General features: G+C 58.0%; 13 protein-coding genes. 6 read left to right on the top strand and 7 right to left on the bottom strand.

Translation table 11 applies throughout. From position 1 onward, the window contains the following. Window positions 1-192 precede the first annotated feature (192 nt). Window positions 193-3069 (top strand): EAL domain-containing protein, encoded by a 2877-nt coding sequence (locus GBC55_RS02395; protein WP_162436588.1) that lies wholly within the window; start codon window positions 193-195, stop codon window positions 3067-3069. A gap of 55 nt (window positions 3070-3124) precedes the next feature. Here GBC55_RS02395 and GBC55_RS02390 read toward each other — a convergent pair whose 3' ends face one another. Then, complete coding sequence (locus GBC55_RS02390; protein WP_162436589.1) at window positions 3125-3439, bottom strand: hypothetical protein; 315 nt, start codon at window positions 3437-3439, stop codon at window positions 3125-3127. A gap of 362 nt (window positions 3440-3801) precedes the next feature. Here GBC55_RS02390 and hexR point away from each other — a divergent pair, with 362 nt between their 5' ends. Both hexR and GBC55_RS02380 read left to right on the top strand, forming a co-directional pair. Next, the gene (hexR, locus tag GBC55_RS02385) at window positions 3802-4668 is read left to right on the top strand and encodes a transcriptional regulator HexR (RefSeq protein ID WP_028620399.1); all 867 of its coding nucleotides are present in this window, start codon (window positions 3802-3804) and stop codon (window positions 4666-4668) included. Window positions 4669-4921: 253 nt separating this feature from the next. Further along, window positions 4922-5134 carry a hypothetical protein gene (locus GBC55_RS02380; protein ID WP_162436590.1) on the top strand — a complete coding sequence of 71 codons (213 nt, stop codon included), beginning with the start codon at window positions 4922-4924 and terminating at the stop codon, window positions 5132-5134. On the opposite strand, the gene GBC55_RS02375 is transcribed toward GBC55_RS02380, so the two are convergent. After that, window positions 5076-6023, bottom strand: coding sequence for a LysR family transcriptional regulator (locus GBC55_RS02375; RefSeq protein WP_178114279.1), 948 nt, complete (start codon window positions 6021-6023; stop codon window positions 5076-5078). The two genes, GBC55_RS02380 and GBC55_RS02375, sit on opposite strands and share 59 nt — an antisense overlap. A 205-nt stretch (window positions 6024-6228) precedes the next feature. Between GBC55_RS02375 and GBC55_RS02370 the strand changes: the two genes are divergently transcribed. Both GBC55_RS02370 and oadA read left to right on the top strand, forming a co-directional pair. Beyond that, complete coding sequence (locus GBC55_RS02370) at window positions 6229-7644, top strand: acetyl-CoA carboxylase biotin carboxylase subunit (protein ID WP_008156643.1); 1416 nt, start codon at window positions 6229-6231, stop codon at window positions 7642-7644. 11 nt (window positions 7645-7655) lie between these two features. After that, window positions 7656-9464 carry a sodium-extruding oxaloacetate decarboxylase subunit alpha gene (oadA, locus tag GBC55_RS02365; protein WP_162436592.1) on the top strand — a complete coding sequence of 603 codons (1809 nt, stop codon included), beginning with the start codon at window positions 7656-7658 and terminating at the stop codon, window positions 9462-9464. Window positions 9465-9537: 73 nt separating this feature from the next. Here the strand turns inward: oadA and GBC55_RS02360 are convergent, their stop codons facing one another. The 4 genes from GBC55_RS02360 to GBC55_RS02345 form a co-directional block, all read right to left on the bottom strand. After that, a complete protein-coding gene (locus tag GBC55_RS02360; protein WP_162436593.1) occupies window positions 9538-12495 on the bottom strand; it encodes an autotransporter outer membrane beta-barrel domain-containing protein in 2958 nt (985 codons plus the stop codon). A gap of 222 nt (window positions 12496-12717) precedes the next feature. Continuing rightward, window positions 12718-13389, bottom strand: a complete 672-nt coding sequence (locus GBC55_RS02355) for a GNAT family protein (protein ID WP_162436594.1) — start codon at window positions 13387-13389, stop codon at window positions 12718-12720. A 17-nt stretch (window positions 13390-13406) separates the two neighbouring features. Next, window positions 13407-13853 (bottom strand): GNAT family N-acetyltransferase, encoded by a 447-nt coding sequence (locus GBC55_RS02350; RefSeq protein WP_162436595.1) that lies wholly within the window; start codon window positions 13851-13853, stop codon window positions 13407-13409. Window positions 13854-13862: 9 nt separating this feature from the next. Beyond that, window positions 13863-14486, bottom strand: a complete 624-nt coding sequence (locus tag GBC55_RS02345) for an FMN-binding negative transcriptional regulator (RefSeq protein ID WP_162436596.1) — start codon at window positions 14484-14486, stop codon at window positions 13863-13865. Window positions 14487-14576: 90 nt separating this feature from the next. On the opposite strand from GBC55_RS02345, the gene GBC55_RS02340 reads away from it, so the two are divergent. Continuing rightward, entirely contained in the window at window positions 14577-16127 is a 1551-nt protein-coding gene (locus tag GBC55_RS02340) for a PLP-dependent aminotransferase family protein (RefSeq protein WP_162436597.1), read from the top strand. A gap of 120 nt (window positions 16128-16247) precedes the next feature. Here the strand turns inward: GBC55_RS02340 and GBC55_RS02335 are convergent, their stop codons facing one another. Then, window positions 16248-20789, bottom strand: a complete 4542-nt coding sequence (locus tag GBC55_RS02335; protein ID WP_162436598.1) for a DUF6543 domain-containing protein — start codon at window positions 20787-20789, stop codon at window positions 16248-16250. Between the last annotated feature and the right edge of the window lie 144 nt (window positions 20790-20933).

The following is a 20933-nucleotide window of genomic DNA, read 5'->3' as shown; positions in this document are numbered from 1 at the left end:
CACGAATGACGACCGGTCGGTCACTGGCTGCAAGCGCTGGCGGGGCTCGCTCGGGGACTTTCCAGAGACGAATCGGGGGATGGATTTCGGATTCTTCATGATCCGAAGCAGTTTGGTCCGGGCACTCGCTTGTGTATGCTCCCTCGACGTTTCGGGCCCATGCTCATCATTATAAGAACAAGAACATTGCCTATGACCCTCAGCTCCGACCTGTCGGGCCCCACCGTGGAGCCCCGGGTTATCCGTAAACAGTACGCTATGGAAATGGCGGTGGAGCGCACGCGCCTGCTTTATCAGGGGTCCCTGCTGCCCACGCTGTTCATGCTGATCAATGGCCTGGTCTGTGCCGGCCTGCTCTGGAGTCCTCAACGATATTTTCTGGTCAGTGTCTGGCTTGTCTGGTTGCTGTCGCTGGTGGCGTTGCGGGTGATTCAGGTCGCGGCCTTCGATTCGGCGATTCCCAATCGTCAGGCTCATCCCGTCTGGCGGCGCATGTTTCTCCTTGGCTCGAGCCTCACCGGTCTCACCCTGGCGGGCGCCGGCATTGCCCTCGTACCGGCGGACAACTTCATACAGCAGGCCTGGGTATTCGGCCTGATCGGCGCTGCCGCGTTGTCCGCCAGCGTGGCTTATGCGGTGAGCCTGCCGGCGTTTCTCTCCTTTACCTTGCCCTGTCTGTTGCCGGCCATCGCCTATCTGTTCTGGGGGGGCGACGAGCAAGAGCAGGGTTGGGGCTGGTTCGGGCTGATTTTACTTGGCGCCCTGAGCGTGGTCGCCTGGCAGGTCAACCGGCTGATCGATCGCGGCTTGTTGCGACGTTTCCAGAACCAGGCACTGATCGAACATCTGCAGCAGGCGCAAAGCATTGGCGATCGGCTGAATCAAACGCTGGCCAAGGAGATTGAGCAAAGGCGCCGTGCAGAAGATGAGCTGCGGGAAATCCAGATCGAACTGGAAAGCCGCGTAGCGCAACGCAGCCTTGAACTGGACGCCGCCAATCAGGCCCTCAGCAAAAGCGAAGCGCGTCTTGCGTTGGCCCTGAAGGCCAGTGAGCTGGGGTTGTGGGACTGGAACCTGCAAACCGATGAGGTCCATCACACCCAACTCGAGGAGCTGTTCGGGATTGCTCCGGAGTATGTGACGGCATTGCTCAGTCACCTGAACCCGCGCTTGCACCCCGAAGACTTGCCATCGTTGAAACGAGCGCTGGTGGAGCATTTGAAGGGCCGTAGCGAGGATTATCAGATCGAGTATCGCGTGCGTCACGGCGATGGGCATTGGGTCTGGATCGAGGATCGCGGGCGAGCCGTTGAACGCAGCGAAAGTGGCCGGGTGTTGCGCATGGTCGGCACGCGCCGCGACATCAGTGTCAGCAAAGGTCAGGAAGCACAGCGACAATTGGCGGCGACGGTGTTTGAAGCGGCCAGTGAAGGTATCGTGATTTTCGACCCTGATTACACCCTGATCGCGATCAATCAGGCGTTCAGCCGTGTCACCGGCTATGACATCAACGACATGCTTGGACGCAATGTCGTCGAGTTGCCGTGCAGTCGGGATGCCCGTCGTCATTACGCGGCCATTCGTCAGGGACTTGAGCAGCATGGCAGTTGGCAGGGTGAGCTGGTTGAAACCCGCAAGAACGGCGAGCTGTATCCGCAATGGCTGCAATTGAATGCGGTGCGCGATGATCGGGGACATGTCAGCCATATCGTCGGCTTCTTCGCTGATCTCTCGGCGCGTCGAGAATCCGAAGAACGTATGCGTTACCTGACCCATTACGATGAGCTCACAGGGCTGGCCAACCGGTCGCTGTTCCGCGAACGTCTGCGTGAGGCTCATCAGCGCGTGCGTCAGGGCGGGCGCAGTCTGGCGTTGCTGCACATCAATCTGGACCGCTTCAAGTTGCTCAACGACAGCCTTGGCCATGAAGTGGCCGATCAGTTGCTGCAGAAAATGGCCCGCCGGCTGATCAATGCGTTACCCGAGGCGGACACCATCGCGCGCTTGTCGGGCGACGAGTTTGCCGTGCTATTCGACGCTTATGGCAATTTGTCGAGCCTGGCACGTGTGGCGACGCGGTTGTCGACCAAGTTGAGATTGCCGATAACAGTTGAGGGTCATGAACTGGTGGTCAGCGCGTCCATGGGCATCAGCATGTTTCCGGACAATGCCCGGGAAATTTCTGCGCTTGTGAGTCAGTCAAACATTGCCATGCAGCACGCAAAACATTTGGGCGGGAACAATTTCCAGTTCTACACCGAAAGTCTCCAGGCCAGCACACTGGAGCGTTTGCAGCTCGAAAACCAACTGCGCAAAGCGGTTGAAGAAAAGCAGCTCAAAGTGTTTTACCAACCCAAACTTTGCCTGGCTTCCGGTCGACTGAATGCCGCCGAAGCCTTGGTGCGCTGGGATCACCCGAGCATGGGGCGCGTGCCACCTGCAGAGTTCATCGGGCTTGCCGAAGAAACCGGATTGATTGGCGCGATCGGTGAGTTCGTGTTGCGTCAGGCATGTTGGCAAGCTTGTGAGTGGCAACGTCAGGGGCTTGAACCGATTCGGGTGTCGGTCAACCTTTCGGTGCATCAACTGCGCCAAGGAAAGCTCGTCAGTCTTGTTCGCCAGGTGCTGGAAGAAACAGGCCTGGAACCGCATTGCCTGGAACTGGAGCTGACGGAAAGCCAATTGCTCGACAGCGTCGAGCACATCATTTCTACCTTTCAGCAGCTGCGCGACCTCGGGGTAAAACTGGCTATCGATGATTTCGGTACGGGGTATTCATCCCTGAGCTACCTGAAACGCATTCCTGTCGATTACGTAAAAATCGATCAGGCGTTTATCCGCGGCCTGAGTGAGGGTAGTGCGGATGCAGAAATCACCCGAGCGATCATTGCCATGGCCCATGGTTTGTCGTTGAAGGTAGTGGCGGAGGGCGTCGAGCGGCAGGAGCAGCTGGATTTTCTCAAGGTGCAGCGTTGCGATGAGGTGCAGGGGTATCTGATCAGCAAACCGATAGAGGCAGAAGGGTTGGCGGTGTTGTTGCGCAATCAGGATCTGGCAATGCTGAAATAACTTCCCGTCAGAGGCGTTAGCCCTCTGACAGGAAGCGTTGATGCATGAAAACGTATTAAGGGTTTATCAATTCGATATTGACATGCTGCAGTAGTTTGCCTTCAAAGAAAATGCTCACGCCGGTGACATTGGAGTTGCCGAGCGTTTTATATTCAACATACTTGTCGGTTAATGCTTGTAGCGACATGCCATCAGCTTTTTCCAATACCAGTTCGAGGCGCAGATTAAAGGATTTGTCTTGCAGTGGCATGAACACCAGTTTCGGCGTAATGCCGCTGTTGGCAACGGTTACAGTGCCAAAGGTGCGAAAAGACTGAGTGCCTGGCCTGCGGTCAATTTGTGCGGTCCAGCCGGTTGTTTTAATGGTCATGTTATATAACTCCTGTCATTTAGTTAATGTGCGTCCTGCCAGATAAATATATCGACTTAAACACAGTAGTTACAGTGGTCAGTTGACTTCATTTGTAAGTTTGTAAAATTAATAAGCCCGTGATTGGGTGATTTAATTAAAAAGACTAGAGGCCCGCAGAACGTAACTGAGTTGCTGACGTAATTCTTTCAATCGACATTCCGTTGAGGCGACCGGCCGCCGGAATGAGCGCTACATGGAGCGAGCTCGCCTGAAATCGAGGGATCAGGTTACGCATTGGGCAGGCAAAAAGCCGATTCATGTAGTATAACTACAAGCGCGCTACATCCCCGGCCCCTGCCAATAACAAAGAGTCCAGCCCTTTGAATCTGCTGCAACACATCGCCCAGTCTCGCCACCTCTTACGCAAGTCGGAGCTCAAGGTCGCCGACCACGTGCTGCTTGACCCTGCGGCAGTGATGCACAGTTCCATGGCCGACCTGGCCCACAGCGTGGGTATCAGTGAGCCGACCATCGTGCGGTTCTGCCGCGCCATCGGTTGCTCCGGATTTCAGGATTTGAAGCTCAAGCTTGCGCAAAGCCTCGCGGCTGGCGCGAGTTTTGGCCAGTTCGCGATTCATGAAGATGATTCAGTCGCCGACTACAGCCTGAAAATTTTCGACACCACCCTGCATACGCTGATGGAAGTTCGCGAGCGCCTGGACCCGGTGGAGTTGCAGCGCGCCGTGACGCTCATGTCCCAGGCGCAGCGCGTCGAGTTCTACGGGTTTGGTGCTTCCGGCGCGGTGGCGGCGGATGCCCAGCATAAGTTCTTCCGCTTGCTGCTGACGGCCGCGGCCTATTCCGACCCACATATGCAGGCGATGTCGGCGGTGACGTTGAAGCCGACGGACGTGGCGATTTGCATATCCCAGTCCGGCCGCTCGAAAGACCTGTTGATCACCGCGAACCTGGTGCGCGAAAGCGGTGCCTCGTTGATCACCTTGTGTCCGAGCCAGACACCGTTGGCTGAATTGTCGACCGTTAATCTGGCGATCGATGTGCATGAAGACACCGAGATTTATACACCGCTGACGTCGCGCATCGCCCACCTTGTGGTGATCGACGTGTTGGCGATGGGCGTGGCAATGGCTAGAGGGCCTAGCCTGGTGAACCACCTCAAGAGCGTCAAACGCAGCCTGCGCAGCTTGCGGTTGTCGCCCAAGTCGGTCAAAGCCCTGGACGATTGATTCCCAGCCGACACGGCCCCTGTGGCGAGGGAGTTTACTCCCGCTGGGCTGCGAAGCGGCCCAAAGAAACATTCTCCGCGGTATGTCGGTTGGATCGCGTTTAAGGTTCGGCGACTGCTGCGCAGCCGAGCGGGAGCAAGCTCCCTCGCCACGGGAGCGACGACAATTTCATCTCCCTGTAACCCTCCCGCCGCCAAACCGTCATCCCCCGCGCCTATCTTGAAGCTCCCGTAATCGCCTTGGGAGACTCGAAATGGCCCAGCCCTACGAAGAACGCAACAGCGCCGTCAAAACCCGCCGTCAGCAAGAAGATCAGCGCCGCATGGTGTTCCGCCGCGCTATCGAAGATCGCTGCGAACGTCGCCAGCTTCTGGCTGAGATCGGTGATATTCCTGACGATCTGGAACTCAACTACTGGCAGGCATCACCGGCAGCTTCGCGGCGAAACGCTCAACCAGCGCGCTAATCTGCACTCGCTCGCTGCGAACAAACGCAAGGAACGCGTGCGCCACCGGTGACAGCCTTTTCGCCTTGGCTTGCACCAGGCACCAGCTGCGGTACAGCGGCAGCTCCTCGACGGGCAGCTCGATCAATCCACCCGTCGCCAACTCAAGGTTCAGGGCGTGGCGCGTCAACAACGCCACGCCCAGACCCGCCAGCACACATTCGCGCTGAGCTTCGGCTGACGAGACTTCCTGCGTCTGGTTGAAGTGCACGCGTTTCTCTTTGAAATATTCTTCACACGCCATCCGCGTACCTGAGCCGGGTTCGCGCAGCAGGAGGGTGTATGGCTCCAGATCTTGCAAGCGCAGCGGGCCCATGTGACACAGCGGGTGATCCGGCGGCGCCACGGCCACGATCGGGTTGTTCAGAAACGGCAGGAATTCCAGGCCCATGTCCTGCGGCACCATCGACATGATCACCAGATCGTCACGGTTGTCGGAGAGGCGCCGGATGACTTGCCCGCGATTGACCACCGTCAGTTGCAGGTTCACTTCCGGGTGCTGACGCTTGAACGCGGCAAACAGGTGCGGCACGAAATACTTGGCGCTGGATTCAACGGCCAGCTTCAGCTGACCTTGCAGCGATCCCTGCATGTCCGAGAGCTGCATGTCGAGGTTTTCCAGTCGCCCAAAAATGTCCCGACTGGCACGCTGGAGTGCTTCTGCGGCCTCCGTCATGTAGAGTTTTTTGCCGACATAATCGAATAAGGGCTGCCCGATCAGCTCTTCAAGCTGCCGGATCTGTAGGCTGACGGCCGGTTGTGTGAGAGACATTTCCTCCGCCGCGCGGCTGTAGGACCTCAAATCACAGACCTCGTTGAAGATCTGCAATTGACGCAATGTCATACGCATCAATGACTTACGCATTATCTGAACGCTCCCGCCGCAGGCTGATGCTACGACTATAAGTCTTTACTTATGGCTAACCCAATTATTATTCATTTTTGTTAATCCCTTGTGAGCGCTAGTGTGGGGTCGCGACCAAATTGAAACATTTGGTCACGCGTCGACCTGGTCTAGCAGGTCGTGGGTACCACCGGCTCAAGGGAACCTCCAAGTGATAAAAAAGATCCTGATCGCCAACCGTGGTGAGATTGCCGTACGAATCGTGCGTGCCTGCGCCGAAATGGGCATTCGCTCGGTTGCGATCTATTCCGACGCCGACCGCCATGCGTTGCATGTTAAGCGTGCGGATGAGGCCCACAGCATTGGTGCCGAGCCACTGGCCGGTTACTTGAATGCGCGCAAGCTGGTGAATCTGGCCGTGGAAACCGGCTGCGATGCACTGCATCCCGGCTATGGCTTCCTCTCGGAAAACGCCGAGCTGGCCGATATCTGCGCAGAGCGCGGCATCAAGTTCATCGGTCCTTCGGCTGAAGTGATTCGCCGCATGGGCGACAAGACTGAAGCCCGTCGCAGCATGATCAAGGCAGGCGTGCCCGTCACCCCGGGTACCGAAGGCAACGTTGCCGACATTGCCGAAGCCTTGATCGAAGGTGACCGTATCGGTTATCCGGTGATGCTTAAGGCGACGTCCGGTGGTGGTGGTCGTGGTATTCGTCGCTGCGACAGCCGTGAAGAACTCGAACAGGCTTTCCCGCGCGTGATTTCCGAAGCGACCAAGGCGTTCGGTTCGGCGGAAGTGTTCCTGGAAAAATGCATCGTCAATCCAAAGCACATCGAAGCGCAGATCCTTGGCGACAGCTTTGGCAACGTGGTTCACCTGTTCGAGCGTGACTGCTCGATCCAGCGCCGTAACCAGAAGCTGATCGAAATCGCCCCAAGCCCGCAACTGACCCCGGAACAACGCGCCTACATTGGCGACCTGTCGGTGCGTGCGGCCAAGGCCGTGGGTTACGAGAACGCCGGCACCGTGGAGTTCCTGCTCGCCGAGGGCGAGGTCTACTTCATGGAGATGAACACCCGGGTGCAGGTGGAACACACCATCACCGAGGAAATCACCGGCATCGACATCGTGCGTGAGCAGATCCGCATCGCGTCCGGCCTGCCGCTTTCGGTGAAACAGGAAGACATCCAGCACCGCGGTTTCGCGCTGCAATTCCGGATCAACGCCGAAGACCCGAAGAACAATTTCTTGCCGAGCTTCGGCAAGATCACCCGCTACTACGCCCCCGGCGGTCCGGGCGTGCGCACCGATACGGCGATCTACACCGGCTACACCATTCCGCCGTTCTATGACTCCATGTGCCTGAAACTGGTGGTCTGGGCGCTGACCTGGGAAGAAGCGATGGACCGTGGCTTGCGCGCCCTCGACGACATGCGTCTGCAAGGGGTCAAGACCACCGCCGCGTACTACCAGGAAATCCTGCGTAACCCGGAATTCCGTAGCGGCCAGTTCAATACCAGCTTCGTTGAAAGCCACCCTGAACTGACCAACTACTCGATCAAGCGCAAACCCGAAGAGCTGGCCCTGGCCATCGCTGCTGCCATCGCCGCCCACGCAGGCCTGTGAGGAATAAAACAATGTCCAAGAAGATTCATGTAACCGACACCATCCTGCGCGACGCCCACCAATCGCTGCTCGCCACCCGCATGCGCACCGAAGACATGCTGCCGATCTGCGACAAGCTCGACAAAGTCGGCTACTGGTCGCTGGAATGCTGGGGCGGCGCAACGTTCGACGCCTGCGTGCGCTTCCTTAAAGAAGACCCGTGGGAGCGCCTGCGCCAACTGCGCGCGGCACTGCCTAACACTCGCCTGCAAATGCTGCTGCGTGGCCAGAACCTGCTGGGCTACCGTCACTACAGCGACGATGTGGTCAAAGCCTTCGTTGCCAAGGCCGCGGTCAATGGCATCGACGTGTTCCGCATCTTCGACGCCATGAACGACGTGCGTAACCTGCGCACGGCCATCGAGGCCGTGAAAGCCGCCGGCAAACACGCCCAGGGCACCATCGCTTACACCACCAGCCCGGTGCACACCATCGATGCTTTCGTGGCGCAAGCCAAGCAGATGGAAGCCATGGGCTGCGACTCGGTGGCGATCAAGGACATGGCCGGTCTGCTGACTCCGTACGCTACGGGCGAACTGGTCCGGGCGTTGAAATCCGAGCAGTCGCTGCCAGTCTTCATCCACTCGCACGATACCGCTGGCCTGGCCACCATGTGCCAACTCAAGGCTATCGAAAACGGCGCCGATCACATCGACACCGCGATCTCCAGCTTCGCATCCGGCACCAGCCACCCAGGCACCGAATCAATGGTCGCGGCCCTTAAAGGCACCGAATTCGATACCGGCCTGAACCTGGAGCTGCTGCAAGAGATCGGTCTGTACTTCTACGCGGTGCGCAAGAAGTACCACCAGTTCGAAAGCGAGTTCACCGCAGTCGACACCCGCGTTCAAGTCAACCAGGTACCGGGCGGGATGATTTCCAACCTGGCCAACCAGTTGAAAGAGCAGGGCGCTCTGAACCGCATGAGCGAAGTGCTGGCCGAAATCCCGCGAGTTCGTGAAGACCTCGGCTTCCCGCCGCTGGTGACCCCGACCTCGCAGATCGTCGGTACCCAGGCGTTCTTCAACGTGTTGGCCGGTGAGCGCTACAAGACCATCACCAACGAAGTGAAGCTCTACCTGCAAGGCGGCTACGGCAAAGCGCCGGGCACCGTGAACGAGAAACTGCGTCGCCAGGCCATCGGCAGCGAAGAAGTGATCGACGTTCGTCCTGCGGATTTGCTGAAGCCGGAAATGACCAAGCTGCGTGCCGAAATCGGCGCCGTGGCCAAGTCTGAAGAAGACGTGCTGACCTACGCCATGTTCCCGGACATCGGTCGCAAGTTCCTCGAAGAACGCGCTGCCGGCACCCTGACGCCAGAAGTGCTGCTGCCGATTCCCGAAGCGGGCGGCGTGACCTCGGCCGGTGGTGAAGGTGTACCGACCGAGTTCGTCATCGACGTTCACGGTGAAACCTACCGCGTCGACATCACCGGTGTCGGCGTCAAGGCTGAAGGCAAGCGTCACTTCTACCTGTCCATCGACGGCATGCCGGAAGAAGTGGTGTTCGAGCCGCTCAACGAGTTCGTCAGCGGCGGCAGCAGCAAGCGCAAGCAAGCCACTGCACCGGGCCACGTCAGCACCACCATGCCGGGCAACATTGTCGACGTGCTGGTCAAGGAAGGCGACACCGTGAAAGCCGGCCAGGCTGTGCTGATCACCGAAGCGATGAAGATGGAGACCGAAGTTCAGGCCGCCATCGCCGGCAAAGTCACCGCCATCCACGTGGCCAAGGGCGACCGGGTGAATCCGGGTGAAATACTGATCGAGATCGAAGGCTGATTTAACAGCCTCGACCTAACGCTTTAAACCTCGGGGGGGCATGTGCTCCCCTTTTTTTTGCCTGTGATGTCGGTCAGAACGCCATCTGCCACTGTCCGATCAACCCATGATTCCTGCTGTTGCTGCCAATCTCCCCGCTGTAACCAACCCCTACAGAATGACGCGCTGAAATGCCCAGATCCAGACCGGCCTCCAGCACCAGACTGTCACGATCCAGCGAACTGCCGTCGACGCTGAAGCCTGTACCGCCGACCACAAATGCCTGTCGGGTCGAGTTGCTGACATCACCATAGGTGTGCTTCCAGCCAGCGGTCATGCGCGGCGTGAGGCTCATGCCGTTTTCCAGGGTATTGAGGTGGGCCAGGCGCACACCGAAGGTGCTGCTGAAATTGTCTTGGGTTTGTTGATCGACTTGAAGCGCCGCCGAGCCACCTTTTTCGGTGTAGCTGTCGCGGTGATAACGCTGATACCCCAGGCTGGCGAACGGCTCTGCACTGAGGCGGCCGCTGCCCATCGCGTAACCCAGCTCGGCAAAGGCTTGCTGGCTGTCGGCGTCGTAATCGCCTTTTGGCCGGTCGCTGAAGCCGCTGAAAGCGACAGTGCGTTTGCTTTCACCCTGATGGCCGCTGTACGCCGCGCCAAGTCGCAAGGAGAGCGGGCCGTTCTGATGCAAGGCGTACACCCCGGCGTGCCAGCTTTCGACGTTGCCATCGAAACCCGTGGCATCCAGCTCTGTCTTCGAGTAGCCACCCAGTACACCAAGCCGCCATTGCGGAGTGAGTGCCCAGTCGGCGCCCAGCACGCTGCCTTTGGTGCGTTGTTCCAGGCCGCTGCTGCCGTGTTCGCCATCGAGCTTGCCGTAGCCACCGATGGCCTGCAGCCAGAGACGGCCGCGAGCGTTCGGATCATTGAGGTTACGGGCTTCGGCAGGAACGCCCGTGGCCGCGAGCACTGGTGCGTTGCGTTGTTCCAGACCCGCCATCAAAGCCGAGCCGCCGCCCATTTGTTGCATCGCACTGAGCATGCTGGCGCTGATCTGGCTGCTGGCACCCAGCGTCGCGCTGGTCAGGTCGGCGTTGCTGGTGCCCGCCAATTGTTCGATCGCGTTGCCGGCCGTGGTGCTGGTGGTGTTAAGCAAGGCGTTGTAGAGCGTGTTGTTTTTTCCGATCGAAGCCAGGCTGTTGGCCGCGCGGTTGCCGTTGGCAGTGACGGCGAATTCGTTGAAGGCCACATCGTTGCGCGTGTAAGTCAGATCGACCTGGGTCGGAGTGTAGGCAAGCGTCGGCGTCAGGAACGCGTAGTCACTGGTGACCTTGGCGAAGGTGCCGTTGATGTTGGAGGCCTGCACCACCGTGTAATGGCTTTGCCACGGGTAGGTGCCGCTGCTCGGATTAATCGCCAGGGTTGCGCCATTCAAGTTTGCGGTGCCGCCGACCTGCACCGGTGCGCTGCTGCCATCGGCATTCACGCCATAGGCCAGGGTAGCGCCGCTGCTCATCGTCAGGTCATGGGTGATGGTCGCGGTGCCGAGCTGGGTGTTGGTCAGCAGGGTTCCGTCGACCCGCAAACTGCCCACCGACCCACCGCCGGCATATACGCCGTCCGAGTCCACGGACAGGTTGCCGGCGATGCCACCCTGATTGATCAAGGTGGCACCGCTACGGACCGCGCCGCCGTCGCTGAAATCGCCGTTGCCGGTCAGGGTCCAGGCACCTTGCTTGACCTCCAGCCACTCAAAGTGGCGACTGTCGCCGAAGCTTCCACCCGCCACGTCGTCCATCACCACACGGTCGTAACCGGTACCGCCATCCACGACGCCAATGAAGCGACTGCCGTTGTGCAACGTCAGGCTGTCGTTGCCGCCGCCCAGGTCCAGCGCCAGGCCGTTGCTGGCGCTGATCGTGCCGCCGTTGATCACGTTGTCATCGAATTCGCCGACGAACTTCACACCAAATCCATCGAGACCCTGGATCGTGCCGAAGTTTTCCAGCGTCGTCGCTGCCTGACCCGAACCGCCGCTGCCGTCGTCCACCAATATCGCACTGTTGGCGCCGCTGATCAGAGCACCTTTGGCGTTCAATACATAGCCACCGCCTAAGGCAATGCCCTCGCTGCCATTGGCGAAACCCCCTTTGTCCACACCCCCTGCGCCGACGCCCTGAATGGTGCCGTAGTTCTCGATGTGGGCGATGTTGTCGATGTCCACGCCGTCACCGTCACCGTTGGGTTGCAGGCCCGAGTAAGCGCCGGTGATCGTGCCGTGGTTGATCACCGTGCCGTCGCCGTCAGAACCGAAACCCGAACCGTTGCGGCCAGTGATATCCCCATAGTTGACCAGCGTCGCGCCAAGGTCAGTCGTGATGCCGTGACGGCCACCTGAAAGGCTGCCGTAGTTGGTCACGCTCACACCGGTGGCCGTGTCGATGTCAATGCCGTCGAATTTCTCGTCGGCATTGTGCGAATCGCCGGTGGAAATCTCGCCGTAGTTAGTGATCGTCGCATTGGTACCGGTCTTCATGCCGTCGCTGGCATCGCCACGAATCAGCCCGCCTGCGCGGTTGATGATGGTTGTCTGGACACCCGCACTGCGCAAGGCATCGAGGTCCAGACCCTGGCCGGTCTTGGAGCGAATGGTGCCGCTGTTGTCGATCAGCACAGTGCCGCTGGCGAAGTTGCTGTCGATGCGCAATGCGTCATTGAAACCGAGCATTTGCCCGCCGCTGCGGTTGTAGATGCTGTAGTTGCGCGCCTTGGTCAGATCGCCGCTGCTGTCGATCGCCCGTCCACCGGTGGAAATGATCTGCCCCGAGTTGTCGATCACCACACCGACGCCATTGGTACTGTCCTTCAGGCTCACCGTCTTGCCGCTGTTGGTGATGCTGCCGGGGGCCGAAAGGGTCAGGGTATCGCTGCCACCCAGGGTTTGAGCGGTGGTGGTCGCGGTGTCGATCTGCACGTTCTTGGCGTGTACGGCGCTGGTGCTGATCAACACAGCGATCATCAGGGCCAGGCGCTGGGGCGAGGAGGGCATGCTGGACGGCCTTTTGTTATAAGCGAGGCGGTCGTTTATAGCGGGGAGTTTTTACAGAATGATGTCTGTAGAAATGCACGACGCTGCATTTTGAATGCATTCATAAAGCGGGCGGATTAGACGTGACTTCAGTTGAGGTCGAAGATCAAGAGATCGCAGCCTTCGGCAGCTCCTACATTGGGATGATGTATCGCGGGCTGCGATCTTCAGATTTTTAAGGCATTAGCCCCGGCACTCGGCCAGCGTTTTCAATTGCCCCGAAGCCGTCTGGTTTTCATCCGAAAGCCAGCGCTCGAACCCTGCCCCGATTGCCGGCCATTCCGAATCCAGAATCGAGTACCAGGCCGTGTCCCGGTTCTGCCCTTTGACCACCATGTGCTGACGGAACACGCCTTCAAAGCTGAACCCCAGACGTTCGGCGGCGTATTTGGAGCGAGCGTTGCCGTTGTTGCACTTCCACTCCAGGCGCCGATAACCCAGGGCAAAGGACTCTTTCGCCAGCAGGTAAACGGCCTCGGTACTTTTCGGTGAACGCTGCATCGGCGCACCGAAAGTCACGTGGCCGATCTCGATGCGGCCCTGTGCGGGAACGATCGACATCAGGCTCAGAATGCCCTGCACCTCACCGCTTGCACGGTCGATCACACAGAAAAAATACGGGTCGCTATTGGCTGCGTGATTGTTCAACCAATCGTTGAACACGTTGCGCTCCGGGAAAGGGCCATAGGGCAGATAATCCCAGAGCTTGGGATCGGCGCCAGGGCCTTGCAAGGCGTTGAACAAATCGTCGCCATGTCGCGCTGGGTCGAGTTTTTCCAGGCGGATAAAACGCCCTTCGATCAGTGTGGTGGTGGGGGCTGGAGCGCCTTTCCAGTCTGCGAGTGAAGTCGACATGCTGTTCTCCTTGAACCTTAGATTGCTTTGCGAAACTGGATGAAACCAGGGCGTTCGGCGATGCGCTCGTAGAGCTGGATCGCGGTGGCGTTGGTCTCGTGGGTCAGCCAATGGACTTTGCAGCAGCCGTCCTGTTTGGCAGTGGCGTAGACGAATTCAATCAGTTGCCGACCAACGCCGGTGCCGCGGGTTTCGGGCACTACCAGCAGGTCCTGCAAGTAACAGGAGTTTTCGATGCTCCAGTTAGAGCGATGGTAGATGAAGTTCACCATGCCGATGGCCTTGCCATCGGCCCACGCCAGCGCCGAGTGGGTCGGCTCGCTTGGGTCGAGCATGCGTTGCCAGGTGCTCTGTGTAACCGCTTCCGGCAGCTCGGTGTTGTAAAAGCGCAGGTAGGCTTGCCACAACGGCAGCCAGGCGGCGTGATCGTCGGCGGTGACCTGGCGGATGTCGATCTGACTCATGGGGTTTCCTTAACGCATTAATTGAGCGAGGGTCTGGTCATTGACGTCAGGGCTGGCGGCCAGGCCTTCGCGCACGCCCGCGATATCGGCGGGGCTGCGGTTCTGGCTGAGTTTGCGTTTGCCTTCGAGACGGTCGATGGGAATGGCGAAACCGACGATGGCCTTGAGCATGCCGTCGATGTAATCGGCGGGGGCATCGGCGACTGACCACGGCTTGGAGCGGCCAGCTTCATGACGGTCGGTGAGGGTACTGACGATGTCTAGCAGCCGCCCGCCATCGCTGAAGGTCTCGGCTCGCCCGTAGGCGTGAACCGCAACGTAGTTCCAGGTTGGTACAACTTTGCCGTGTTCGGCCTTGCTCGGGTAGAAGCCAGGGCTGACGTAGGCGTCGGGGCCGGAAAAAATCAGCAGGGCTTCGGCGCCGTCGCGCAGGTCTTTCCACTGTGGATTGGCTTTGGCCAAATGTCCGTACAACGTGCCATTCGAGCCTTGATCGCAATGCAGCAGAACCGGTACATGACTGGCTTGCAGGCCACTTTCACTGTGGGTCACCAAAATGGCGAGACGGCTGGCGAGCATCAGTTCATGCAGTTGGGACAACTCGTCGATGGTAAAAGCGCGTGGCGTATACATGGAAATTTCCCTTGGCGAATGCCTGCATCCTAGGCAGGCTATTGGTCTGTTGTAAGAGCCATTACCGACCAATTTCATAGGTCCATTGCCATGACAGACGTGCCGCTTTCCCTGTCCTTCAATCCTGCGGGTATCGAACTCGATCGCCGACAAGGGTTAAGCCGTCAGCTCTATCAAGCCTTGCGAGCTCGGGTGCTGGATGGCCGGTTGGCCAGCGGTACGCGTTTACCGGCTAGCCGTGACCTGGCTGCGGCACTCTCGATATCGCGCAACAGCGTGGTGCGGGCTTACGATCAGCTGTATGCCGAGGGCTTTATCGAAGGACGTGTGGGTGACGGGACTTATGTCGCTCAGCTACCCCAATCGAGCCTCCCGGCAAAAAAACTATCCACAAAACTATCCACAGGGTTTTCAACAGGGTTACCCACAGCCTTATCCACAAATTGGCTGGATTTACCTGTGATTTCATCCAGTAAAGTTATCCACAGAGGGGCTTTGGAACGGGTTGAAAAGAACCATTTAGCCAAGCCTCCCAGTGGTCCACCGAGGGCTTTCAGGGTCGGTGTTCCGGCGTTCGATCTGTTTCCCTTCGAGGTCTGGGCCAAGCTCAACGCGGCTTTCTGGCGAAAACCGGATTTTCAGCAGTTGTGTTATGGCGATCCAGCTGGCGACCAACGATTACGCGGATTGATCGCCGCGTATTTGCGCAGCTCGCGGGGCATGCAGTGCTCAGCTGAGCAAATAGTGATCACCAGTGGCGCACAGCAGGCGATTAGCCTTTGTGCACAGCTGCTGGTGGAGCCGGGCGACGGGGTGGCGATCGAGAATCCGGGCTATCGCGCTGCGGGTCATGCGTTCGCGGTGGCCGGGGCGAAGCTGCACGGGGTGTCCGTGGATAACGAGGGTATTGATTGCGCAGAGTTGAACGGTTTGAGTGATTGCCGATTGGCGTATGTCACCCCGTCTCATCAGTATCCGACCGGTGTGATCATGAGCCTTGCTCGGCGCCTGGAGTTACTGGCGTGGGCGGAGCGTACGGACGGCTGGATCATCGAGGATGACTATGACGGCGAGTACCGCTACAGCGGCGCACCGCTAGCGCCGTTGGCGGCGCTCGATCGTCAGGCGCGGGTGCTGTATGTCGGGACCTTTGGCAAAGTGGCGTTTCCGGCGCTGAGGCTGGGTTACCTGGTGTTGCCGATCGGGTTGGTAGAAGCGTTCTCCCAGCGTCGAGCTGTGGATGTGCGTCATTCCGAAGTCAGCACTCAAGCGGTGATGGCCGAGTTCATGGCTGCGGGACATTTCCAGCGGCACATCCGCCGTATGCGCCGTGCCGCATTGAGCCGGCGCAACACATTGCTGACGGGCTGGCCAACGGGCATTGCAGGTGTGGGCAGCCTCCCGAGCGTAGCCGCAGGACTGCATTTGACGGTGGTGGTCGAAACTCTGGCCCGTGAACAGGAGCTGATCGACAAAGCCGCCAGCGTCGACATCGAGATCAATGCCCTTAGCAGTTACTGGTTGCCTGATTCGAAAAAACCTTTGGACCAGCGTGCCGGGCTGGTCCTGGGTTTTGCCGCAGTGTGTGAAAGCGACATCATCGAAGCGCTTGGACGTCTGGAAAAGCGCTGGCGACAATGAGCCGCTGAATTGGCGGCATCCTTATTAGCTTTCCAGCGCTATCGAAAGCGTCTCTTTGTGCGTGTCGACAGTGCTCAGTTGCTGTTTCAGCGCGGCTTCGAGTCGTATGTGTGGCCCGCTTCAGACTTCGACCTTGGGCTCCAGGTCAAAAAACAGTTTGCGCAGATCTGGCTCATCGATCTTGCGAAATACCCCATCAATGGGCTCGACAGTGATCAGTATTTTTCTTTGCTCTTCGGTCAGCGTTTTCAAGTAGGTTTCCGAGATTTTCAGGTGGGCGGTGGTTGGAGCGTCCACAGGGCTTTCCAGGGATGGGTAGTGGAAGTGCGCCAGCCACAGTTCCCGATCATTATTTTTGCTGTCGAGAATGCGGTACTCCTGAAAGTAGTCACCCAGTTGCTTCGTTTGGGTTCGGCCTTTGTCCCGCTGTAATTTGACCATTGCGTTCTCATGCATCCATCTGAATATGCTCTGGGTAGGCTTACGCAACTTGTAGAGGTTGGCGCGGACGCTTTTGCCGGACTCGCGCATGTTTATCGCTGCCGCACGTAATTGTGGCGACAGACTGGACACCGGAAACTCCTTCGTACGGGCCAGAACCTGGTCAACGCTGTTTGCGCCTTGTTCAAGTTTGTTGGCTTGTTGATCGAAGATGTCCTGCATGTCCGCAGGGACTCGCGCAGGTCGACTGGCATCTTTTGTCATGCGTACGATGAAGGAAGGTGCGTCGTCAGACAGGGTGAGTGCCTCGGAAACAATTTCCCTATCGCTCTGTACGGTGGTCTGCCGAGAATGGGGATCCAGTGTAATGGAGCCAATAGGCGCGTCCTCAGTCGTTGGGGTTTCAGTGCTGGTCTGTTGGCGCGGTCGGGTCTTTTTGACCTTAGCCTTCGGGTGAGGCGCTCTCGAAGGTCCGGCAGACGATTTCGGTATGGAGGGTTGTATTTTTGCCAGCAGGGACGAGCGTAGTTCCTGCGCATTTTTGGCGAAGTCGTCGATGAGAACGAGCAAATGATCGATCCTGACTTGGTTGAAATGGCCTGGATAGGTGTCGGGTAGTTCCCGAAAGCGTTGATCGACATCGGCAAAGGTTTCGATCAGCTGACTCAGTTCTTCAATCTGTTTTTGTGGAGTGATGTCGTCAGGTGTTTTCTTCAGAAACTTTGCGATCCGGTGAGCGGCTTTTGCGCTCCTTACAATCAGATTGCCAACGTCATCACGCGCTTGCGTCATCGTCGCGCTGGCCTGCTCTTCAAGGCACAATTCCTGAGAGATGCCGATCTCGTTAGCCCTGATCTCCCATTCGGTGAAAGAAGGCGCCAGTTTGTTCAGTTGAGTAGCACGTTCAATGCCGGGCATTCCAAGCGCCTCCAAGGTGCCGCGCTCCTCGCGTGATAGCACCAGCTTTTCGGCCATTGCCTGGCTCAAGTCTGTCACTTGCTGCACCTGGTCAAGATGGATGTTGCGTGTCGGTACTTCTATCACCGCGTCAGATCGCCAATCACGGGTGAGCCGGGCATATTCATTTTTTTTCATCAGGAACCAGAACGACAGGTACTTCTCCAGCTCAGTGTGCATACGCAATGATTCCGAAACGTAGCTCGGACCGCCACCCAGCGCATGCCATTCCCTCGACTGCTCCAGGGCCCGTTGATACGCACTGATCATGGCTTCAAGTTTTTCCACGTAAACCGCTTCCAGCCGGCCACGATCCGCGACAGTGGCTGCGATAAATGCTTCCTGAGCTTTGGCAACGTCGTTTTGTTTCTGTTCTTCGCTGCCTTCTACGTCCGGATCCTCCGGCTTGGCCTTCTTGCGCTGAAACCGCGCTCTTTCTTCTTTCAGTTCGATTCTGCGACGGGCATTCGCCTCCTTCAGCGTTCTAAGTGCATTCTTCGGTCCGCCACCTTTCAATCGCAACCGCAGGTCAATAACCCACCGACCCTCAGGGTCGCTGACCAACAACGGACCATGTTTCGTCGGTGTTTCGGGATCGACAATCTGTACCTGGTCATCCTCGCTGACGCTGACGTTGAACCAGCGTTTGCCGACTTTTGCGTAGTTTTTACCCTCTAGCTCATGCACATAACTGGGCTTGTCGGTGTCCTCACTTGCCACTTCGGTATTCAGGTCTGGTTCCTTGACTTCGAGGGCGTCCAGATAGGTGACAAGTTCCGATGGGGAAAGGCGGGGGACTGATCCTGCAGCATCCACCAACGCCACATGTGCCTTGGGGATCTCGCCTGAGAGCGAAACCGGGTCCAACGTGATGGCGGTGGTCTCAGGAGCAGGCAACACGCTCAGTTCAAGCGGCTTGTGGGCATTGGCGGGCTTGCTGGAAAGCGCTTTGCGTCGCATCACGGCGTGATGGGCAAGAAGAATACCCAGGGATAGCAGGATGTCTGCCTCGGACTTCCATTCGTTAAAGTTGTCGCCTTTTTCATGGGCATCCAAGGCCTGCTGAATTTGCTCGATAACCTGCCAGGCCCACACAGCAGTGCCGAGGGCGCCACAAAGAAAGTTGCTCGCAACGCCGAACAGGGCCCAACTGCTGTCTTTCAACAGGGTCCAGCGACGCTCGGCATTCGATTGCGACTGACGATCTGCCAGAGTGATTAGTGCCTGCGCATTGTTTCTGAACAGTGCGGTGTGGATGTCCCCGGTCATTGCTTGAGTGTCCAGGACGACCCGCCCGAACTGGTCGGCCCTCATGAGTGGATTGACCAGCTGTTCAGCCACCAGCCATGGAGACGGCAGTCCAACCGGAAAAACGTACTGGGAATATTCGAAGCTCAGCGTCTTGTTCGCCAGCCACGCCAGTATCGAGTCGCGTAGCTCACCAGGTTGGTGCAGGGCATAAATTAAATTCTGCCGCGAAGGAAACTGCATCAACGGCACATCCTGCAGGGGGCGGTAGAGCAGGCAGGGACCGTTGGCAGCGTTTCGAGGGTTGATAATGTACATGTTGGTCACGGTGTCGCTGGCGCTGATCAAACGGTGTTTCGGCATCAGGGTAAGGGGGGAGACTGCGATGGGGTTGGCATTGCCAGGGGCAGACTCCATCCATGTGCAGATGGTTTTATAGCCTTGCTCGTCGATTCCGCCTGTTTGTTGGATTTTTTCTTCCAGCGCCTTGAGCGGCAACAACCAGCGTAATTGATCGCGATAAAAATTCGCCTGGCGTTGGGAGGTGGTGGCGTCGTCGATCAGCACTTTCTTGAGGTAGGAGGGGTAGGCACTGCCGACGTCAATGTTGGCCGCCACCTGGGTCAGAAATGCCGGTGTGAGCCAATCCGGAACTTGCACACCGTTTTTGAATGAAAGGGTCGCCATGTAGGGCGCTTCGTTTTCAAGCGCGAACTCGGCCAGTGTTTCAGTGTGTTGATCGTGCGGATTGGGCAGCGTGAAATTATCAACGGTAAAGCTGTTGACGTAGTGGATGCGTAAATCATCCCATGGCAACGACGCGGCACCCGCTGCATCTTCATCGGCAATGATCGCGTCGCACATCGCTTTATGAGCGTATTGGTTGATGGGCGGTATTTCGGTTCTGGCGGTCTTGTACTTGGGTTTTCGATACAGTTTTCCCAAGGCGGTGACATACCGCCGGTAATCGTCGATGTCGTTGGCCGGGGCATCGCGCAGCCAGTCCGGTATTGCGGCATCGAGTTGTTGGTATCGAGATTTTTCACGGGCATCCAGTCCTTTTTCGGGACCGGGCACTTCTGCGTAGGCCTCGGCATTTTTCAGTGCGTCAATGCTGTCTATCTGCGAAGACACAAGGGCCCAGGCCATATGGTCGAGTACGTTGCCGTCGGGCTCGAACAATCGCCATTCCAGAGAGCTTCCTTTCGGTACCGGATCGAGCCGCTCAGGAAGAGAGCTTCCGAGTGCGTCCATAGAACTGAAGGATTCATAGCCACGGTCGATCGTGTACAGGGTGATGAGCTGGCGTTTGAGGTACGTTGCCTTGATCACAAGTGCGCCGCCGACCAGGAGGTGCCTGGATGTGCCATTTTCGACGATGTCGATATCGATCAGGCAGGCCTGAATAGTCGAAAAGCCGGCCTTTACGTTTTTGCGCGTGACTCTGTCCGGGTCGACAAAAATCTCCCGTGCCATGGCGCATTCGTCTGCATCCCAGCCCTTCGCCTGGTTCACATCCAGTACTTTTCGCAGAGATTCGGAAAGCTTCTGCCAGCGTGGCATTTCGTGCACTTTCTCATTCCAGAAGTCCAGCTGACGCTCCTGGAACTCGATGAACAACAGGGCGACTGCCTCGTTGAGTATCTGGGCGATTTCCTCGATGTCTACCGAGAGTTGGACCGGGTTATCAACCTGCGGCTCGACGGTTAGAAAGTGCTCTCCTTCGAGGTAGTCGGCGGTTGTTCCACCGAGCGCGTGCCGAACAAGCGCGAGGTTCAGCGTTTCGTAAGTGATCGGCCCGCGTTCTATTTCATCGTTGATCACTTGCCACTGTGGGCTGCCGACTTGCGCTGTGTTGGGGTCTATATCCAGGTCGGAGTATTTTTCTTTGAGCATTTGACGCAGCAAGGTCGAAGCGACTTCATGGAGCGTGGGGCCATGGCTGATCTGGTTGATCAGATTGCTTTTTTCCACCAGGGGGTCGGCGCTGCGGCTATCGATGGTTTTGTTCGTCATTGTTGTTTCCTTCGGTGCTGGTATCAGGAAGAACGTGTCAATCCTGGCGAGGGCATCGAAGGTAAGAGGGTGTGAATCCGGGAGGTGGTAAGTAATTATCGCCCTCGAAAAAAACCCGCGGATACGCGCGGGTTTTCAGGCGGC

It is taken from the genome of Pseudomonas sp. TNT3 (assembly GCF_010095445.2).
In the GTDB taxonomy this organism is placed as follows: Bacteria; Pseudomonadota; Gammaproteobacteria; order Pseudomonadales; family Pseudomonadaceae; genus Aquipseudomonas.
This window is presented reverse-complemented; position numbering and strand designations above follow the sequence as displayed.

What these genes read in the sequence shown, in the direction of transcription:
- GBC55_RS02355 (WP_162436594.1), bottom strand. Translation starts at nt 13,389, where the DNA reads ATGTCGACTTCACTCGCAGACTGGAAAGGCGCTCCAGCCCCCACCACC.
- GBC55_RS02345 (WP_162436596.1), bottom strand. Translation starts at nt 14,486, where the DNA reads ATGTATACGCCACGCGCTTTTACCATCGACGAGTTGTCCCAACTGCAT.
- GBC55_RS02350 (WP_162436595.1), bottom strand. Translation starts at nt 13,853, where the DNA reads ATGAGTCAGATCGACATCCGCCAGGTCACCGCCGACGATCACGCCGCC.
- GBC55_RS02395 (WP_162436588.1), top strand. Translation starts at nt 193, where the DNA reads ATGACCCTCAGCTCCGACCTGTCGGGCCCCACCGTGGAGCCCCGGGTT.
- GBC55_RS02380 (WP_162436590.1), top strand. Translation starts at nt 4,922, where the DNA reads ATGGCCCAGCCCTACGAAGAACGCAACAGCGCCGTCAAAACCCGCCGT.
- oadA (WP_162436592.1), top strand. Translation starts at nt 7,656, where the DNA reads ATGTCCAAGAAGATTCATGTAACCGACACCATCCTGCGCGACGCCCAC.
- GBC55_RS02375 (WP_178114279.1), bottom strand. Translation starts at nt 6,023, where the DNA reads ATGCGTATGACATTGCGTCAATTGCAGATCTTCAACGAGGTCTGTGAT.
- GBC55_RS02360 (WP_162436593.1), bottom strand. Translation starts at nt 12,495, where the DNA reads ATGCCCTCCTCGCCCCAGCGCCTGGCCCTGATGATCGCTGTGTTGATC.
- GBC55_RS02335 (WP_162436598.1), bottom strand. Translation starts at nt 20,789, where the DNA reads ATGACGAACAAAACCATCGATAGCCGCAGCGCCGACCCCCTGGTGGAA.
- GBC55_RS02390 (WP_162436589.1), bottom strand. Translation starts at nt 3,439, where the DNA reads ATGACCATTAAAACAACCGGCTGGACCGCACAAATTGACCGCAGGCCA.
- GBC55_RS02340 (WP_162436597.1), top strand. Translation starts at nt 14,577, where the DNA reads ATGACAGACGTGCCGCTTTCCCTGTCCTTCAATCCTGCGGGTATCGAA.